The sequence below is a fragment of the Rubrobacter calidifluminis genome (assembly GCF_028617075.1).
GTDB classification, from domain to species: domain Bacteria; phylum Actinomycetota; class Rubrobacteria; order Rubrobacterales; family Rubrobacteraceae; genus Rubrobacter_E; species Rubrobacter_E calidifluminis.
In genome coordinates this window covers 19,253-35,006 of the sequence record NZ_JAQKGV010000016.1, presented here as the reverse complement: position 1 = coordinate 35,006, position 15,754 = coordinate 19,253, and the positions used below count along the sequence as shown (strand labels likewise).

Below are 15,754 nucleotides of genomic sequence, written 5' to 3'. Positions count from 1 at the left end.
GGCAAGTATACGGCCTCCTTTATGGAGGCCAAAGTATCTGATATCTCTTTTATCTGGATTTTAGCACCCGCACGCCACACCAAGACGCGCGCATCCGGGCAGAATCCCGCGGGCGATGGAGTCTTCCGGCACATCTCGGATATATTTACGTAGTCATGGAGACCATCCACAACGCGGCGGGATAGGCGTTGGATCTCGGCGAGTTCACGCGGCTACTGGCGGAGCGACTCGGGGCCCGATGCCTGGCCGAAGGTGTCTCGGGCGAGATGCTCGCGGGCGTGGCCCTGGAAGACGGCACCGACGGCTGGCTCTCTCCGGGAGAGGTAGCCGTCGTCTGGCGCGCGGGGCTCGACAGGGAATCGCTCGCGGCTCTGAGGAAGGCCGGCTGCCCGGCGGTGGTCTGGCGCGTGGACGGTGCCCCGCCGGAGGAACACGTCTCTGCCGCGAGCGAACTCGGCATGGCGTTCATCACCATCCCTCCTTCGGTGCCGCTGCGCAGACTGCAGGAGATACTGCCCGGGCCGGAAGATATGCTGCTCCTCTCCCATCGGGTGGGTAGGGAGCTGGCGGGTCACATCGGTGGCGACTCCTCGGTCCGGAGCCTCACTGAGAAAGCCTCCGGGCTGCTCGGTAGAGATCTCGTAGTCGAAGACTCGGTTGGTCGCCTGATCTGCGGAGAGGAGACCGGTCTGTACACCTCGATTGAGAAGCTGGGTCTGAGGGCCTCGAGGGGAACCGGAATACCGGAGACCTACCGCGAGCGCCGGGACCGCTACGCCCGCCTGCCAGACGGTTTCCTCTCGGTTCCCGTGGAAAGATGGCGGGCGGGAGATGAAGAGTTCCACTGGCTCCCCGTAGGCAGGGACAGGCCCATGGGCTACCTGTGGGTCGACCTCTCGCAGGGTCCCCTGCGTCCGGAGGACGTCGTCGTACTCTACTGGACGCGGCTCGTCCTGGAGGGAGAGCTGAGCAAGGAGAGGGTACGGCTAGAGACCGAGCTCGGGGTCCGGGGAGATTTCATGGACGATCTCGTCGACGGGCACTACGGTTCGGTAGACATCCTCCTCCAGCGGGCCCGCTATCTGGGCGCCGACCTCTCCGAGGGGGCGCTAGCCGTCATCTTCGACATCGACGACTTCGCCCGCTACCTCGAGCGTCGCGCTCTCGGGGAATCTTCCATCCAGGAGCTAAAACGGAGGCTTGCAGAGGCCGTGCGCCTGCAGAGCCGGCAACTCTTCTCCAACTTCCTCCTCGGTCCGCGCTCGGACAACGTGATACTCCTGATCGGTCCTAATTCCAGAGGAGGTCGGGAAGAGGTGGTAGAGCGGGCGCCGGAGCTCGCGACCCGCGTGCAGCGCTACGTCAAGGGGCTCCTGCCGGACCTCACGGTCTCGGTCGGCATCGGGCGCTACGCGAAAGACCCCAAAGACCTGCCGGAGGCTTACTCGGAGGCCGAGGTCGCACTCGAGATAGGGCACCGCATCCAGGGACCCTCCGCCATCTCGACCTTCGAGGGGACAGGTACGTACAAGCTGCTCTTCCGGGTGCTGCAGGAGGACCCTGAGGAGATAGAGTCTTTCTACAGAGAAACTCTGGGACCGGTGGTCGCCTATGATTCGCGCTACGGTACCGAGCTTGTCAACACCCTCATCACCTACCTCAAGAACGACGCCTCAACGGCGAAGACAGCATCCGAGATCTTCGCCCACCGCCACACCGTCCGCTACCGGCTGGAGAGGATAAGGGAGTTGACCGGCCTGGACGTGGACAGGAGTGAGGACCGGGAACAGCTCACGCTCGGCATAAAGGCGATGCAGCTCCTCGGTCGCCATCCAGAGCAGGGCTCCAGTTTCGCCGACCGCTAACCTCTGCGGCCGTAGAGGTACATGGTGGCAGGGGCGAAGACTGTGACGAGCACCGCGCACCCCACGAGCAACCAGGCGCTGTCTCCAGCGGGCAGAGTCCCGGACATCAGGCCGCGGACGGCGGTTACCAGGTGCGTGACCGGGTTGAAGGCTACGAACGACTGTAGCCAGCCGGGCATCGTCTTCGGCTCGACGAAGATGTTGCTGGCGAACGTGAGGGGGAACGTTATCAGGGTGCTCACCCACAGCACGGTGTTCGGCGTCCGCGCCACGAGCCCCAGGGTCGTCCAGATCCAGGAGACGCTGAACGCGAACACGAGGATGAGGACCAGCGAGAGCAAAACTCCGGGCACGCTCTCTGGCCGGAAACCGAGGATCAGACCGAGTAAGAGGACGATCAACGAAGCCAGCGTGTAACGCACCATGTCGCCGAGCAGCGCCCCCACGATGACGGCCGGCCGCCATATCGGCATCGACCGGAAGCGGTCCGCGACGCCCTTGGAGATGTCGGTGTTGAGGTTGAATCCGGTATAGGAGGTGATGAGGAGCACGGTCTGCACCAGGATGCCGGGTATCAGGAACTGGAGATATGCCCCGGGAGATCCTGCCATGGCACCACCGAGGAGGTACGTGAACAACAGGGTGAAGATTATCGGGTTTCCTACCGCATCGAACAGCTGTTCGGGGACGTGTTTTATCTTCAACAGCGCCCGCCACGCGAACGTGAGTGAAGCGGAGAGCACGTTTGGACGTTGGGGCCTCTCGCGGGACGAGAGCGCCGAACGGAGTGCACCCTCGGCTATAGCGGCGCGGGACGTGCCTGCCGGATCGGTCATACTGCCTCCTCTCCTTCGTCTTTTTCTTCTTCGGCGGTGTGCCCGGTGAGGGCAAGGAACACCTCGTCGAGGCTAGGCTGTCCGAGCGAGAAGTCTGCAAGACCGATGCCGGCGCGGGTCAGCACTGCGAGAGCCTCGGGCACCCGCCAGGGCTCGGAGACCCTCGCCAGAAGAGCTGCTGGGTCCGGAGGGGTCTCCACCTCGACGCCGAGCTCCCGCGAGAGGATGCGCCCGGCCTCAGCGCGATCACCCGGCTCGCGCAGCCTGACGCGCAGCACGCCCGAGCCGACCGAGGCCTTGAGCTCCCCAGGGGTCCCTCTGGCGATGATCCTACCGCCCTCCATCACGGCGATCCTGTCCGCGAGCCGGTCGGCCTCATCGAGGTACTGCGTCGTCAGCAATACCGTCGTCCCCCCGGAGGCGAGCGCCCGAACGATGTCCCAGACCTGGTTACGGCTGCGGGGGTCGAGGCCCGTGGTCGGTTCGTCGAGAAAGAGCAGCTCCGGGGTGACGACCAGGCTCGCAGCAATATCCAGCCTGCGACGCATTCCGCCCGAGTAGGCCTTGACCGGCCGGCCCGCCGCCCCTGAGAGCCCGAAGGCATCGAGCAGCTCCCCGGCACGCACTTTCGCCTCTTTGCGCGGGTAGCCCAAGAGCAGTGCAACCAGAACGAGGTTCTCGAACCCGGTCAGGTCCTCGTCAACCGAGGCGAACTGCCCGGTGAGGCTCACCTTCTCTCGCACCTTGTCGGCTTCGCGCACGACGTCATGTCCGAATACGCGCGCCGTGCCGGAGTGCGGGCGCAGCAGGGTGGTGAGCATGCGGATGGTGGTTGTCTTGCCCGCCCCATTCGGTCCGAGAAACCCGAAGATCTCACCCTGCCGAACCTCCAGATCAACCCCCGCCACCGCCACGTTGCCCCCGAAGCGGTAGACGATCCCTTCCGCCTCTACCGCCAGCACCCCGTCCCGCCCGACACTCATGCCCCTATGACCTCCATAACACTCTCACGACACTCCGTGCTATACTTTTTTTACTTAGCTTCCAATTCTAGCTTTTATTTAACAATTTAGTTTGGCAGCCAAGTTAATTCAGGATAAGCGAGTGTGTGAATATTGTCAAGGGTTGGAGGCTCTCTGGGATGTCAGAAAAACGCGAGGAGTTGCTGCGCAGGCTTGCGGAGGAGAACCGCAAGAGCACGGCGGAGGGTCTGTTCCTGTTGCAGGCGGTTGCAGAGCGGAGCGGGATGAACCTGACAGATCTGCAGTGCATCAGCATCCTGTCTTCGACCGGTCCGATCACGGCCGGGCGACTGGCAGAGGAGATGGGGCTCACTACGGGCTCTGTGACGGGTGTGATCGACCGGATGGAGCGCGCCGGGTACGTGCGGCGGGAGAGGGACCCGAACGACAAACGGCGGGTGATCGTATGTCCCGTCCCCGAGAAGCTGGAGCACGCGGGGGTGGGTTTCCTGGGTGCGCAAGACAGGGAATTTGAGCAGCTGATGTCGGAGTACGACGACCGGGACCTCGCGCTCTTCCTGGATTTCATGCGTAAGGCCAACGCGATAAACCGGCGGGAGACGGAAAGGATCCGGGCCGAGTTGAGAGGGGGTGAAGGGGGCGAGTTCTCGGCCCCTCTGGGATCCGCACGGAGCGGGCGGTTGGTGTTTGCGGGAGGGGCCGCCCGGCTCATCCTCCGGGCCGACTCCGGGATGGACGACCTCTACCGGGCACGCTTCGAGGGGCCCGTACCGAAGGTCGAGGTTGCAGATGGCATCGTGACCTTCCGCTATCCCAGGCGCCTCGGTGTGCTCTTCGAATGGCGCAACCGATCCGGAGGGGAGGTGACGCTCAGCACCGCGGTGCCCTGGGAGGTCGAGGTACGCGGCGGGGCGTACAAGGTCGAGGCGGATCTCAGCGGGCTACGGCTGACCTCATTCGTCCTCACACGCGGTTTCAGCAACGTGGCCTTGACGCTCCCGGAGCCGTCGGGGGTGGTCCCGATACGTCTGTCGGGAGGGGCGAGCAAGGTAACCATACGCCGTCCGGCGGGCGTCGAGGCGCACCTGAACATGAGAGGCGGGGCCAGCAAGCTGGTCTTCGACGGGCAGAGCTTCGAGGCCGTGGGCGGCACGCTCCGGCTCCAGAGCCCGGATAGCCATAACGCCGCCGACCGCTACGAGATCGAGATCTCAGGAGGCGCGAGCGAAATCACGGTCACGACCTCCGGCTGACGGCAACGGACCGTACGCCGCGCACAAAACAACCTGCCTGAGGGAGCCGTCCGTTTGGACATCGGGCCAAAGACTTCCCCCACACAGCGGAGATAACCTGTACCCGATCAGCCAAGACCCCTCATAGGAGGAACGGACGTGCGCAGAGTCGGTATAGTAGTTGCGACGGCACTGGTGCTGGTAATGCTGCTGCCGCAGGCGGCCTTCGCCAAGACGACGATCGCAGATGTCAGGCTCGCGGTGGACACGGTGTGGGTGATCGTGACCGCGTGTCTGGTCTTGTTCATGCAGGCCGGGTTCGCGATGCTCGAGGTCGGCTTCTCCCGGATGAAGAACGTCGGGAGCGTGGTCGCCAAGATCCTGGCGAACATGGGCATCGGGCTCGTGGTCTTCTGGGCGTTCGGTTTCGCGATAGCGTTCGGGACCGGAAACGCCGTCTTCGGTACCGAGGGATGGTTCACGAGCGCGGCACCTGGGGAGGTGGACAAAGTCTTCGCCGGGCTCTCCTGGACCGAGGTGCCGCTCGGTGCCAAGTTCCTCTTCGAGGTGGCCTTCGCGCTCGTCTCGCTGGCCATCGTGTGGGGCACGATGCTCGAGCGGACCAAGTTCGCCGTCTACTGCGTCTTCGCGGTGGTCTTCGCCGGTTTCATCTACCCGACGGTGGGGCACTGGATCTGGGGAGGCGGCTGGCTCTCGGGGCTCGGGATGCAGGACTTCGCCGGCTCGACGGTCGTCCACCTGCAGGGCGCGGTCGCCGCGCTCGCCGGGACGCTGTTGCTCGGCCCCCGTCTCGGCAAGTACGACGACGAGGGACGTCCACGCACCATCCCCGGCCACAACATGCCGCTCGCGGTCCTCGGCGTGATCATACTCTGGATCGGCTGGTGGGGTTTCAACCCCGGCTCGACGATGGCGGCCGTCGGCGCGCCCTTCGCCTACATCGCGCTCACGACCAACCTGGCCGCCGGGGCCGGTGTCCTCGGGGCTATGGTGGCGAGCTACCTGCACCGCCGGATAATCGACGTCGGGATGCTCGGCAACGGCGCGCTCGCCGCGCTGGTCGCGATAACCGCCTCGTGCGCCTTCGTCGCGCCCTGGGCCTCGATCGTCATCGGCTTCGTCGCCGCGGTGGTCATGTACGCCACCTACATCTTCGTGGAGCGCCTCCGGGTGGACGACCCGCTCGGCGCGATCGCTTCCCACGGCATGGGCGGCGTCTGGGGGACGCTCTCCACGGGCCTCTTCGCGACCCCGCAGCTCGTCAGGGAGATCGGGGTGGGGGATCCGGGGCTGTTCTACGGCGGCGGGCTGCACCAGCTGGGAGTACAGGCGCTCGGTATACTCGCGGCCGGCGGTTTCACGTTCGTAACCTCCTACATCGTCTTCGCGATCCTCAAGGCGACGATCGGCCTCAGGGTCAAGCCACACCAGGAGCTCGACGGTCTGGACGTGAGCGAGCACGGGGTCTACGGTTACGCGGAATCCCTGGTCGCGACGGACGAGTACCGGGAAGCAGTCACCCTCGATTCCGGTGGACGGGAGGGCTAGAGCGGGGTGGCGGAGAAGCCCACGGCTCAGGCGGCGGCGCGAGGCAACACCATAGTCAGCGTCTACGCCGACCGGGTCGAGATCGTGAGCGGCTGGCAGGGGCAGAACACGGAGCGTATCCCCCACCGCAGCATCGCCGACGTCCGGGTGCGCGGTCTCGTCAACTGCACCCTCACGATATCCACCAACGAAGGCCGCATCTACCGGCTGGAACACATGGCTCTCCCGGACGCCAGCGAGATAAAGGAGGCCATCGGCCACCAGAAGCGTAAGGCCGGGCTGTACGGCTAGAGCAGCTCCTCCACCGGAACGCCGGAGGCGAGCTCCAGCTCCTCCCGCTCGGAGAGCGGGAGGAGCGGCGGTCTGAGCCGGGTCCAACCTTCCTCCCCGGTGGCCAGGTGCAGAAGAGCCTTGAGCGCCGGGATCGTCGGGTAGCCTTCCATCGCTTTTCGCAGCGCGTCGAGCTCCCTCTGCGCTCCCTCCGCGTCTTCACCGGCCTCGTGCAGGTCGTAGACCCTGCGCGCGAGCCGGCAGTTCAGGTTGGCAGAGGCGGAGATGCATCCCACCCCACCGGCGCGCAGCGTGCGCAGCAGGAACTCCTCGGAGCCGGCGAAGACCTCGAACCCGTCGAGCTCGCGACAGGTCCTCTCGATGCGCTCCCAGCGGCCCTCGCTGTCCTTGGTCCCGACGATCGTCTGCGGGTACGCTTCGTGCAGCCGGCGCATCAGATCCAGGCTCAGCCCGACGCCGGAGACCTGCGGGATGTGGTACAGGTAGACCCTGAGCCTCTCGTCCCCCACCCGCTCGACCAGTTCGGCGAAGAAGCGGAAGAGCCCCTCGTCGCCGGCGTCCTTGTAGTAGAAGGGCGGCAGGACCAGCACGCCGCCCGCACCGACCCCGAGCGCTTTCTCGCACAGATGAACCGCGTCGGTGAGCGAGCACGAACCCGTGCCCGGCAGGAGCCTCTCGCCCGGCACGCCACCCTCGACCAGCGCCTCGAGCGCCTCCTCCCTCTCGGCCACCGAGAACGAGTTCCCCTCCCCCGTCGTCCCAAAGACGCTCACCCCGTGGCATCCGGCGTCGAGAAGCCTCAGGCAGTGGCGGACGAACGCCTCGTGGTCCGGGTCGAGGTGCTCGTCGAGCGGCGTCAGCACGGCGGCGAAGACCCCTCTGAGACCGCCCTCCCTCTCTCGCTGCAATCCACACCTCCTGGCGCGAAAGACATCCCTTCACGCTGATGGTAGCACCACTCGGAGAAGAAGGCCCGCTCCTAGGAAGCGGCTTCCTGCAGCTGGCGTTCGAGCTCCCGGATCTCGTCGCGCAGCTCCGCCGCCTGCTCGAACCTCAGCTCCTCGGCCGCCTCCATCATCTCGGCCTGCAGACGCGCGATGAGGTCGCGAAGTTCGTCCGGGTCGCGCGGGGCAGCGCGGCGCTCCTTACGCTGCGTCTTGTAGAGCCCCTTCGCTTCGGCGGCGATCAGGATGTCCGAGACGCCCTTCTTGATCGTCTGGGGCGTGATCCCGTGGCGTTCGTTGTAGGCGGTCTGTATCTCCCGGCGGCGGTTGGTCTCGCCGATCGCCGCGCGCATCGCCTCGGTCTCTCTGTCCGCGTACATGATGACCCGCCCGTTCACGTTGCGCGCCGCCCGGCCTATGGTCTGGATGAGTGCCCGCTCGCCGCGCAGGAAGCCCTCTTTGTCCGCATCCAGTATGGCCACGAGCGAGACCTCCGGCAGGTCGAGCCCCTCGCGCAGCAGGTTTATCCCGACGAGCACGTCGAACTCGCCGCTGCGCAGGCCACGGATGATCTGGATGCGCTCCAGCGTCTCGATGTTCGCGTGCATGTAGCGGGCCCTCACCCCGTGCTCGAGGAGGTAGTCGGTGAGGTCCTCGGCCATCTTGATCGTGAGCGCGGTGACCAGGACCCGCTCGTCCCGCTCGACCCTCTTGTGGATCTCGTTCATCAGGTCGTCGATCTGACCCCGCGTCGGGCGGACCTCGACCTCGGGGTCGACGAGCCCGGTCGGGCGGATGATCTGCTCGACTATCTGGTCGCTGTTCTCGAGCTCGTAGGGGCCCGGGGTGGCCGAGACGAAGACGAGCTGGTTGGTCTTCAGGAGGAACTCCTCCCACCTCAGGGGCCGGTTGTCCAGCGCCGAGGGGAGCCGGAAGCCGTGCTCCACCAGCGTCTCCTTGCGGCTGCGGTCGCCGTTGTACATCCCCCGGATCTGGGGCAGCGTGATGTGCGACTCGTCGACGAAGGTGACGTAGTCGTCGGGGAAGTAGTCGAGCAGGGTGTACGGCGTCGAGCCCGCGGGGCGCCCGTCGAGGTGCCGGGAGTAGTTCTCTATCCCGGAGCAGTAGCCGAGCTCGCGCAGCATCTCCAGGTCGTACTGGGTCCGCTGCCGGAGCCGGTAGGCCTCGAGCATCTTCCCCTCACGCTCGAGCTCGGCGTAGCGCTCCTCGAGCTCCTCCTCGATGCTCTTTATCGCGCGATCGAGCTTCTCCTCGCCGGTGACGAAGTGTGTCGCCGGGTAGATCGTGAGCGTCTCCGGCTCGCGCAGCACCTCCCCGGTCAGCGGATCGACCTCGGCGATGCTCTCCACCTCGTCGCCGAAGAAGGAGATGCGGTAGACGGTGTCCTGGTAGGCCGGGTGTATCTCCAGCACGTCCCCCCGGACCCGGAAGTTGCCGCGGGAGAGCTGGTAGTCGTTGCGGGCGTACTGGATGCGCACGAGATCCCGCAGCACGTCGTCCAGGTCGTAGAAGCCGCCCCTCTCCAGCAGGACCATCTTCTGCCGGTACTCCTCCGGGCTCCCCAGGCCGTAGATCGCCGAGACGCTCGCAACCACGATCACGTCGCGACGGGTGAAGAGCGCGCTGGTGGCCGAGTGCCGCAGGCGATCTATGTCCTCGTTGATCTGGGCGTCCTTCTCGATGAAGGTGTCCGTCTGCGGGACGTAGGCCTCGGGCTGGTAGTAGTCGTAGTAGCTGACGAAGTACTCGACGGCGTTGTTGGGGAAGAACTCGGAGAACTCGCTCGCGAGCTGGGCCGCGAGCGTCTTGTTGTGCGCGATGACGAGCGAGGGCCGCCCGACCTTCTCGATGATGCGGGCCATCGTGTGCGTCTTGCCCGAGCCGGTCACCCCGAGCAACGTCTGCGCCCGCAGCCCGGATTCGAGCCCGGAGGCGAGCTTCTCTATGGCCTGCGGCTGGTCTCCGGTCGGCCGGTAGGCGCTGTTCACCCGGAAGCTGTTCTCTAGCTGGTTCTCCATGCGATCACACCCGAACCCGTCTCGTAGGACGCTGCGTCAAGAGATTATACGTCCGGCTCGGATCGTGACAGCGGCGAAAACTCTCCCACGTCCCTTGACCCTCACACCGCGTGAGGCTTTATCCTCCTGGGGCATGGAGAAGACCTGGAGGATAGGAGAGCTTGCCCGGAACACCGGCCTCTCGGTGCGCACGCTGCGCCACTACGACGAGATCAGGCTGCTCCGCCCCGCCCGCAGGACAGAGTCCGGCTACCGGCTCTACGGGCCCGGAGGACGTTCTCAGACTGCAGCGGATCCTCTCGCTCCGCTCGCTGGGGCTGCCCCTGCGCGAGGTCGCCCGCTGCCTGGACGATCCGGAGTTCACGCCGTCGCGGGTCGTCGAGCTGCACGCGGAACGGGTGAGGGAGGAGCTGCGCATCAAGGGGGCTCTGCTCGAGCGGCTGGAGCTGGTGGCAGAGAGGCTGCGCTCGTCCGGAGGGTCTTCCCCAGCAGAACTCGTGCAAACAGCGATGGAGGTGATCGAGATGTCGGAGAGGCTCGAGAGATACTACACCCCCGAGCAGCGGGAGTACCTCGAGAAGAGGGCCCGGGAGCTCGGCCGGGAGAGGATCCGCCGGGTCGAGGAGGAATGGCCGCGCCTCATCGCGGAGGTCCGGGCCGAGATGGAGGCGGGGACCGCCCCCCGGAGCGAGCGGGTGAGGGAGCTCGCCCGGCGCTGGAAGAAGCTGGTCGAGGAGTTCACCGGCGGCGACGAGGGGATCTCCCGCTCGCTCGGCAGGATGTGGGGCGAGGAGGAAGAGATACACGGCCACGACACCGCGCGGATGCGTGAGATGATCTCCTACATCTCGCGAGCGGAGGCCAGCGAGGATAAGCCCTAGCCGCCGCGCAGCTCGGGACCGTAGAGCCTGCGGTAGGTCTTCTGCGCGGCGAGCACGTTCCTCACGTAGTCGCGGGTCTCGGCATACGGGATCTGCCGGAGTCTGAAACCCGGACGCAGCCCCCACTGCGCGACCTTCCCCTCCCCGGAGTTGTAGGCGGCGAGCGCCAGACGCTCGTCCTGCGGATAGCGTCGTTCCAGGTAGCTCAGATACCAGGTGCCCATCTCGATGTTGACCCCGGGATCCCGGTAGTCTCCCCGTATGCCGCTGTGTCCGGCGACGAAGCGCGCCGTGGAGGGCATGAGCTGCATCAGGCCGTAGGCCCCCTTCGAGGACTCCGAATCGTGCCCGAAACGACTCTCAGTGTAGATCACACCGGCCACGAGCGTGGGGTCGACGCCGAACTTCTGGCTCGCGGCGCGTATCTGCGGCGCGTACTCCAGGGGATGCGTAGCGCGCTCGAAGGCCCCGTAGAGCCGTGACCACGAGGCGAGGATGATGAGCACGAGCAGTACGGCGAAAAACAGGCCACTCATCTTGCGGCGAGCCCTGCGCCGGGCCGGCCTGCGGCCGCCCCTCTTGCTCGTGTAGACTACCGTCCCCGCCCTCCTCCGGACACGAGTCGTTCCCACACCTCCACGGCCTGCCTCCGGAGGTGCTCCAACCCGCCGTCGTTGTGCACGACGATGTCGGCCCGGCGTGCCTTCTCTTCAGCGCTGAGCTGCCTGGCCTCTATGGACTCGAACTGCCCCCCGGGCATCCCCCTCTCCCGCGCCCACCCCAGCCGGCGCTCCCGGGGAGCGAGCACCGTCAGGGTGAAATCGAAGTCGGAGGCGTGTTTACCCTCGAAGAGCAGCGGCACCTCGGCCACGAAGAGCGGGGCGCGGCTGATGGAGATCCTGCGCCCGACCTCACGCCAGACGAGCGGGTGGACCATCTCTTCCAGATCCTCGAGGGCCCGCCGGTCGCCGAAGACCTCCCGTCCGAGCACCCGGCGGTCTATCCCCCGCTCCCCCCGCACGTGTTCCCCGAAGCGGCGTACGATCTTCTCGATCAGCTCCGCATCCGTGGCCATGAGATCGTGCACCACCCCGTCGGCCGAGATGGTCTCTGCCCCCAGCTCACCGAGCATCGCCACGAAGGTGCTCTTCCCGCAGGCCAGAGGGCCGGTGACGGCGAGCGTCACCGGCCCTCCCTCTTCCGACACACCCGGCCTCCCGGCGCTTACTCCCTCTCCAGATCCAGGTTGGAGAGCTGGTCGAAGGCCCCGGCCGTACGCACGCCGGTATCCCTGGGCCGGTCGCGGCGCGGACGGTCCTCGCGTTCCTCGCGGCGCCGCTCCTCCTTCTCGGAGCGCTCGGGACGCAGCGAGAGCGAGAGCCGCCGGCGCTTCGGGTCGACGTCGATCACCCGCGCGTCCACCTCGTCGCCGCTGCGCACGATCTCGCCCGGCGTCTCCACGTGGTGGTCGGCGAGCTCGGAGATGTGGATGAGACCCTCCACCCCCTCGGCGACCTCGACGAACGCCCCGAAGGAGACGAGCTTGGTCACCCGGCCATGGATCGTCTGACCGACCTTGACCTGCTCGACGACCTCCTGCCAGGGATCCTTGCGGGTCTGCTTGAGGCCGAGCGAGATCCTCTCGCGTTCCTGATCCACCTCAAGCACCTTGACCCTGACCTTCTCGCCGACCTGGACGACCTCGCTCGGATGGTCGACGTGGTTCCAGGAGAGCTCGGAGATGTGGATCAGACCGTCTATCCCGTCGAGGTCCACGAACGCGCCGAAGTCGACGAGGTTCGAGACCGTACCCTCGACGATATCGCCCTCCTTGAGGGAGGTAAGGATCCTCTCGCGCTCCTCCTTGCGCTCCTCTTCGAGGACCGCGCGGCGGGAGAGCACCACGTTGTTGCGGCTGCGGTTGAGCTCTATGACCTTACACTCGAGCCTCTGACCCAGGAAGGCGTCGAGGTTCCTGACCCTCCGGATGTCCACCAGGCTCGCCGGCAAAAAGCCGCGCAGCCCGATGTCCAGGATCAGACCGCCCTTGACGACCTCTATGACCGGCCCTTCGACGTTCTCCTGCGCGGCGTAGGCCTCTTCGATCCGGTTCCAGGCCTTCTCGAAGGCCGCCCGCTTGGCGGAAAGGATCAGACGCCCGTCGGCGTCCTCCTTCTGGAGCACCAGCGCCTCGATGCGCTGGCCGAGCTCGACGATCTCGTGCGGGTCGACGCCCTTGCGGATCGAGAGCTCGTTGGCCGGGATCAAGCCCTCAGACTTGTACCCGATGTCCACGAGGACCTCGTCCTTGTCTATCCGGACGACCTCGCCCTCGACTATGTCCCCGTCGCTGAAGTCTATGAGGATGCTCTCGTCTACCGGGACTATCTCCCCGTTCTCCTCGCGGAAGAAGTCCCGCATCGTCAGCTCTCGGGACGTTTTTTCAGTGGCTTCCGTCATCTAACAGTAACTTTCCTCTTCCACATGGCTTACGAACAGACGACTATCTCAAGGATCACGCTCCTGGAGCGATATCCTAGCTCATTCTATCACTCTTTTGCAGGAACAGGGGCGCGACGCTGCCCCATCTCTCCCCGGATTTTATCTCGACCTCGAGCGGGGGGTCGAGCTCGCAGGCCGCGACCATGCGCGCGGCGGCGAGCGCGGCGACCTCCCCGACCAGATCCCTCTCGACGTCGAAGACGAGCTCGTCGTGGACCTGCATGATCATATCCACCCCCTCCGGCAGCCGCCCGTCTATGTCCACCATCGCGATCTTGATGATGTCCGCGGCCGTTCCCTGCACCCGGGCGTTGAACGCGAGCCTTTCGCCGAGCCTCTGGACGCTCTTGTTCTTGCTCCTGAGCTCGGGGACGTAGCGTCTCCTGCCGAAGAGGGTGGTGGTGTACCCGAGCTCCCTCGCCTCCTCGTTGGTCTTGCGGATGAACTCGCTGACCCTGGGGTAGCGCTCGAGGTAGCGCTTTATGTAACGCTCGGCCTCGGAGGGATGGACGTTGCCGAGGCGCGTGGCGAGCCCGTATCCGGAGATGCCGTAGAGGATGCCGAAGTTGACCATCTTGGCCCTCCGCCTGAGCTCGGGGGTCACGCTCTCGGGCCTGACGTCGAAGACCTCTGAAGCGGTGCGGGTGTGGATGTCCTCCCCGCTCCGGAAGGCCTCGACGAGCGCGGGCTCCCGGGTCATGTGCGCAAGGATCCTGAGCTCTATCTGCGAGTAGTCGCAGACGAGCAGAACGCGGCCCTCGGAGGCGGTGAACGCGTCCCTGATGCGCGCCCCGAGCTCGGTGCGCACGGGGATGTTCTGCAGGTTGGGCGAGTCGCTCGAGATGCGCCCGGTGGCCGTGGTGGTCTGGTTCAGCGTGGTGTGGATGCGCCCGTCCTCGCCGACGAGCCTGCTCAGGGCCTCCACGTAGGTGCCGCGGAGCTTGGTGAGCTCGCGGTACTCGATGACCCGCCCGGCCACGGTGTAACCCTGCAGCGCGAGCTGCTGGAGCACCTTGGCGTCGGTGGAGTATCCGGTCTTGGTCTTCCTGACGGGGGGTATGGAGAGCTCCTCGAAGAGAACCTCCCCGAGCTGCTTGGGCGAGCTGATGTTGAACGGGTGCCCCACCTCCTCGAAGATCCTGGCCTCGAGCTCGGAGATCCTGCCCTCTATCTCCCGCCCGACCTCCTCGAGCGTCCCCACGTCCACCGGCATCCCCACCCGTTCCATCTTCGCGAGCACGTCGGCGAGCGGGAGCTCGACCTCGTAATAGAGGCGGGAGAGCTCCATCTCCTCGAGCTCGTCGCGCAGACCGGGGACGAGCGCGTAGACCAGCGCCGCCCGCCGCGCGGCGCCGGCCACCTCGGGGTCCTCGTGCTCGACTTCGACCTCCTCGAGACCCCGCTCCCGGGCCAGCGTCTCGGGCTCGTAGCTGCGGGTGCCGGGCTGTATGAGGTAGGCGGCGAGGTAGGTGTCGAAGCTGGCCCGCCTCACGCCGCAGCCCTTGGCGTCGTGTACCCAGAGCTGTCCGGCCGGGAGCTCCCCGGAGACGTACGCCTCGTCCCCGGCGGTGGCGACGGCCCAGCGCCCGTCGCCGACCGGCGCCACGGCCACCGGGTCGAGGCTCGGCTCCGATGGTTCTCCCGCGATCCGGACGCGTCTCCGGCGCGGCGCCTCGACCCTGCCGCCACCGGCCACCGGCAGCTCCGGCAGCCGCCTCTCAAGGAAGCTGTTGAACTCGTAGCGCTCGAAGACCTCCCGGCACTCCGGCGCGACCCCTTCGAACCTGAGCCCTTCGAGATCGAAATCCACCGGTACGTCGAAGTGCATCCGCGCCAGCTCGAGCGACATGAAAGCGCTCTCTCTTCCCTCCTCGAGCTTGCGGCGCGTCCCCTCGGGAGAAACCTCGTCCAGGTGCTCGTAGATGCCTTCCAGGCTCCCGAACCTCTGCAGGAGCTTCGAGGCGCTCTTGGGGCCGATCCCCCGCACGCCGGGGATGTTGTCCGAAGGATCCCCGGTGAGCGCCTTGTAGTCCGGGATCTGCTCCGGGGTGACCCCGTACTCCTCGACGACCTCCTCCCTCCCGTAGACCTTCGTCTCGGAGAATCCGCTCCTGGAGCTGGTGCGCATCACCCTGACGTTGCCGTCTACGAGCTGCATGGCGTCCTGATCCCCGGTGACGATCATGAGCTCGCTCCCCTCCGGCACCCGCCGTGAGAGGGTGGCTATGACGTCGTCGGCCTCGTGCCCCTCGACCCTGACGACCGGCACGTTCATCGCCCGGAGGATGTCGTCGAGGTGCTCGAGCTGGTCCTTGAGCTCCTCCGGCATGGGTTTCCTCTGCGCCTTGTACCCCTCGTAGAGCCCGGTCCGGGAGCTGGGCAGCCCACCGTCCCAGACGACCGCGACCCCCTTCTCGCCCTCCTCGCCGAGGATCTTGAGCAGGACGCTCGTGAACCCGTAGAGGGCGTTGGTCATGAGCCCCTCACGGGTGGATATGCTCTGCGGAAGAGCATAGAAAGCCCGGTAGAGAAGCGAGTATCCGTCGATCAAATACAGGCGCATAATGTATCGTGATTATACTGGGTCGTGCGGCCAGGACCAGAAGGCTACA

Annotated in this window: 13 protein-coding genes and 1 pseudogene; 6 read left to right on the top strand and 8 right to left on the bottom strand. The window is 66.1% G+C overall.

Annotation, left to right across the window (positions count from 1 at the left end; genetic code table 11):
* Nucleotides 1-188 precede the first annotated feature (188 nt).
* Nucleotides 189-1,865 carry a PucR family transcriptional regulator gene (locus PJB24_RS12805; RefSeq protein WP_273846437.1) on the top strand — a complete coding sequence of 559 codons (1,677 nt, stop codon included), beginning with the start codon at nucleotides 189-191 and terminating at the stop codon, nucleotides 1,863-1,865.
* Here PJB24_RS12805 and PJB24_RS12800 read toward each other — a convergent pair.
* Nucleotides 1,862-2,701 (bottom strand): ABC transporter permease, encoded by an 840-nt coding sequence (locus PJB24_RS12800; RefSeq protein ID WP_273846436.1) that lies wholly within the window; start codon nucleotides 2,699-2,701, stop codon nucleotides 1,862-1,864. The two genes, PJB24_RS12805 and PJB24_RS12800, sit on opposite strands and share 4 nt — an antisense overlap.
* The gene (locus PJB24_RS12795) at nucleotides 2,698-3,684 is read right to left on the bottom strand and encodes an ATP-binding cassette domain-containing protein (RefSeq protein ID WP_273846435.1); all 987 of its coding nucleotides are present in this window, start codon (nucleotides 3,682-3,684) and stop codon (nucleotides 2,698-2,700) included. The genes PJB24_RS12800 and PJB24_RS12795 overlap by 4 nt, the downstream gene beginning before the upstream one ends.
* Before the next feature lie 158 nt (nucleotides 3,685-3,842).
* Between PJB24_RS12795 and PJB24_RS12790 the strand changes: the two genes are divergently transcribed.
* From PJB24_RS12790 to PJB24_RS12780, 3 genes are all read left to right on the top strand, one after another.
* Nucleotides 3,843-4,937 carry a MarR family winged helix-turn-helix transcriptional regulator gene (locus PJB24_RS12790; protein WP_273846434.1) on the top strand — a complete coding sequence of 365 codons (1,095 nt, stop codon included), beginning with the start codon at nucleotides 3,843-3,845 and terminating at the stop codon, nucleotides 4,935-4,937.
* Between the two features lie 183 nt (nucleotides 4,938-5,120).
* Entirely contained in the window at nucleotides 5,121-6,485 is a 1,365-nt protein-coding gene (locus tag PJB24_RS12785) for an ammonium transporter (protein WP_420541945.1), read from the top strand.
* Nucleotides 6,486-6,491: 6 nt separating this feature from the next.
* Nucleotides 6,492-6,776 carry a PH domain-containing protein gene (locus PJB24_RS12780; RefSeq protein ID WP_273846431.1) on the top strand — a complete coding sequence of 95 codons (285 nt, stop codon included), beginning with the start codon at nucleotides 6,492-6,494 and terminating at the stop codon, nucleotides 6,774-6,776.
* Here the strand turns inward: PJB24_RS12780 and PJB24_RS12775 are convergent.
* Both PJB24_RS12775 and uvrB read right to left on the bottom strand, forming a co-directional pair.
* On the bottom strand, nucleotides 6,773-7,684 hold the full coding sequence (locus tag PJB24_RS12775; RefSeq protein WP_273846429.1) for a dihydrodipicolinate synthase family protein: 912 nt from the start codon (nucleotides 7,682-7,684) through the stop codon (nucleotides 6,773-6,775). The genes PJB24_RS12780 and PJB24_RS12775 overlap by 4 nt on opposite strands.
* A 71-nt stretch (nucleotides 7,685-7,755) precedes the next feature.
* On the bottom strand, nucleotides 7,756-9,759 hold the full coding sequence (gene uvrB, locus PJB24_RS12770) for an excinuclease ABC subunit UvrB (protein ID WP_273846427.1): 2,004 nt from the start codon (nucleotides 9,757-9,759) through the stop codon (nucleotides 7,756-7,758).
* Here uvrB and PJB24_RS15955 point away from each other — a divergent pair.
* Nucleotides 9,758-9,973 (top strand): annotated as a pseudogene (locus tag PJB24_RS15955) (MerR family DNA-binding transcriptional regulator); the annotation flags it as partial. The gene uvrB and the pseudogene PJB24_RS15955 overlap by 2 nt on opposite strands.
* Before the next feature lie 295 nt (nucleotides 9,974-10,268).
* On the top strand, nucleotides 10,269-10,640 hold the full coding sequence (locus tag PJB24_RS15950; RefSeq protein ID WP_420541944.1) for a TipAS antibiotic-recognition domain-containing protein: 372 nt from the start codon (nucleotides 10,269-10,271) through the stop codon (nucleotides 10,638-10,640).
* Here the strand turns inward: PJB24_RS15950 and PJB24_RS12760 are convergent.
* From PJB24_RS12760 to PJB24_RS12745, 4 genes are all read right to left on the bottom strand, one after another.
* A complete protein-coding gene (locus PJB24_RS12760; protein WP_273846423.1) occupies nucleotides 10,637-11,272 on the bottom strand; it encodes a lytic transglycosylase domain-containing protein in 636 nt (211 codons plus the stop codon). The two genes, PJB24_RS15950 and PJB24_RS12760, sit on opposite strands and share 4 nt — an antisense overlap.
* The gene (coaE, locus tag PJB24_RS12755; RefSeq protein WP_273846422.1) at nucleotides 11,233-11,847 is read right to left on the bottom strand and encodes a dephospho-CoA kinase; all 615 of its coding nucleotides are present in this window, start codon (nucleotides 11,845-11,847) and stop codon (nucleotides 11,233-11,235) included. The genes PJB24_RS12760 and coaE overlap by 40 nt, the downstream gene beginning before the upstream one ends.
* Before the next feature lie 17 nt (nucleotides 11,848-11,864).
* A complete protein-coding gene (gene rpsA / locus PJB24_RS12750; protein WP_420541943.1) occupies nucleotides 11,865-13,061 on the bottom strand; it encodes a 30S ribosomal protein S1 in 1,197 nt (398 codons plus the stop codon).
* 115 nt (nucleotides 13,062-13,176) lie between these two features.
* Nucleotides 13,177-15,705 (bottom strand): DNA polymerase I, encoded by a 2,529-nt coding sequence (locus PJB24_RS12745; protein WP_273846418.1) that lies wholly within the window; start codon nucleotides 15,703-15,705, stop codon nucleotides 13,177-13,179.
* Between the last annotated feature and the right edge of the window lie 49 nt (nucleotides 15,706-15,754).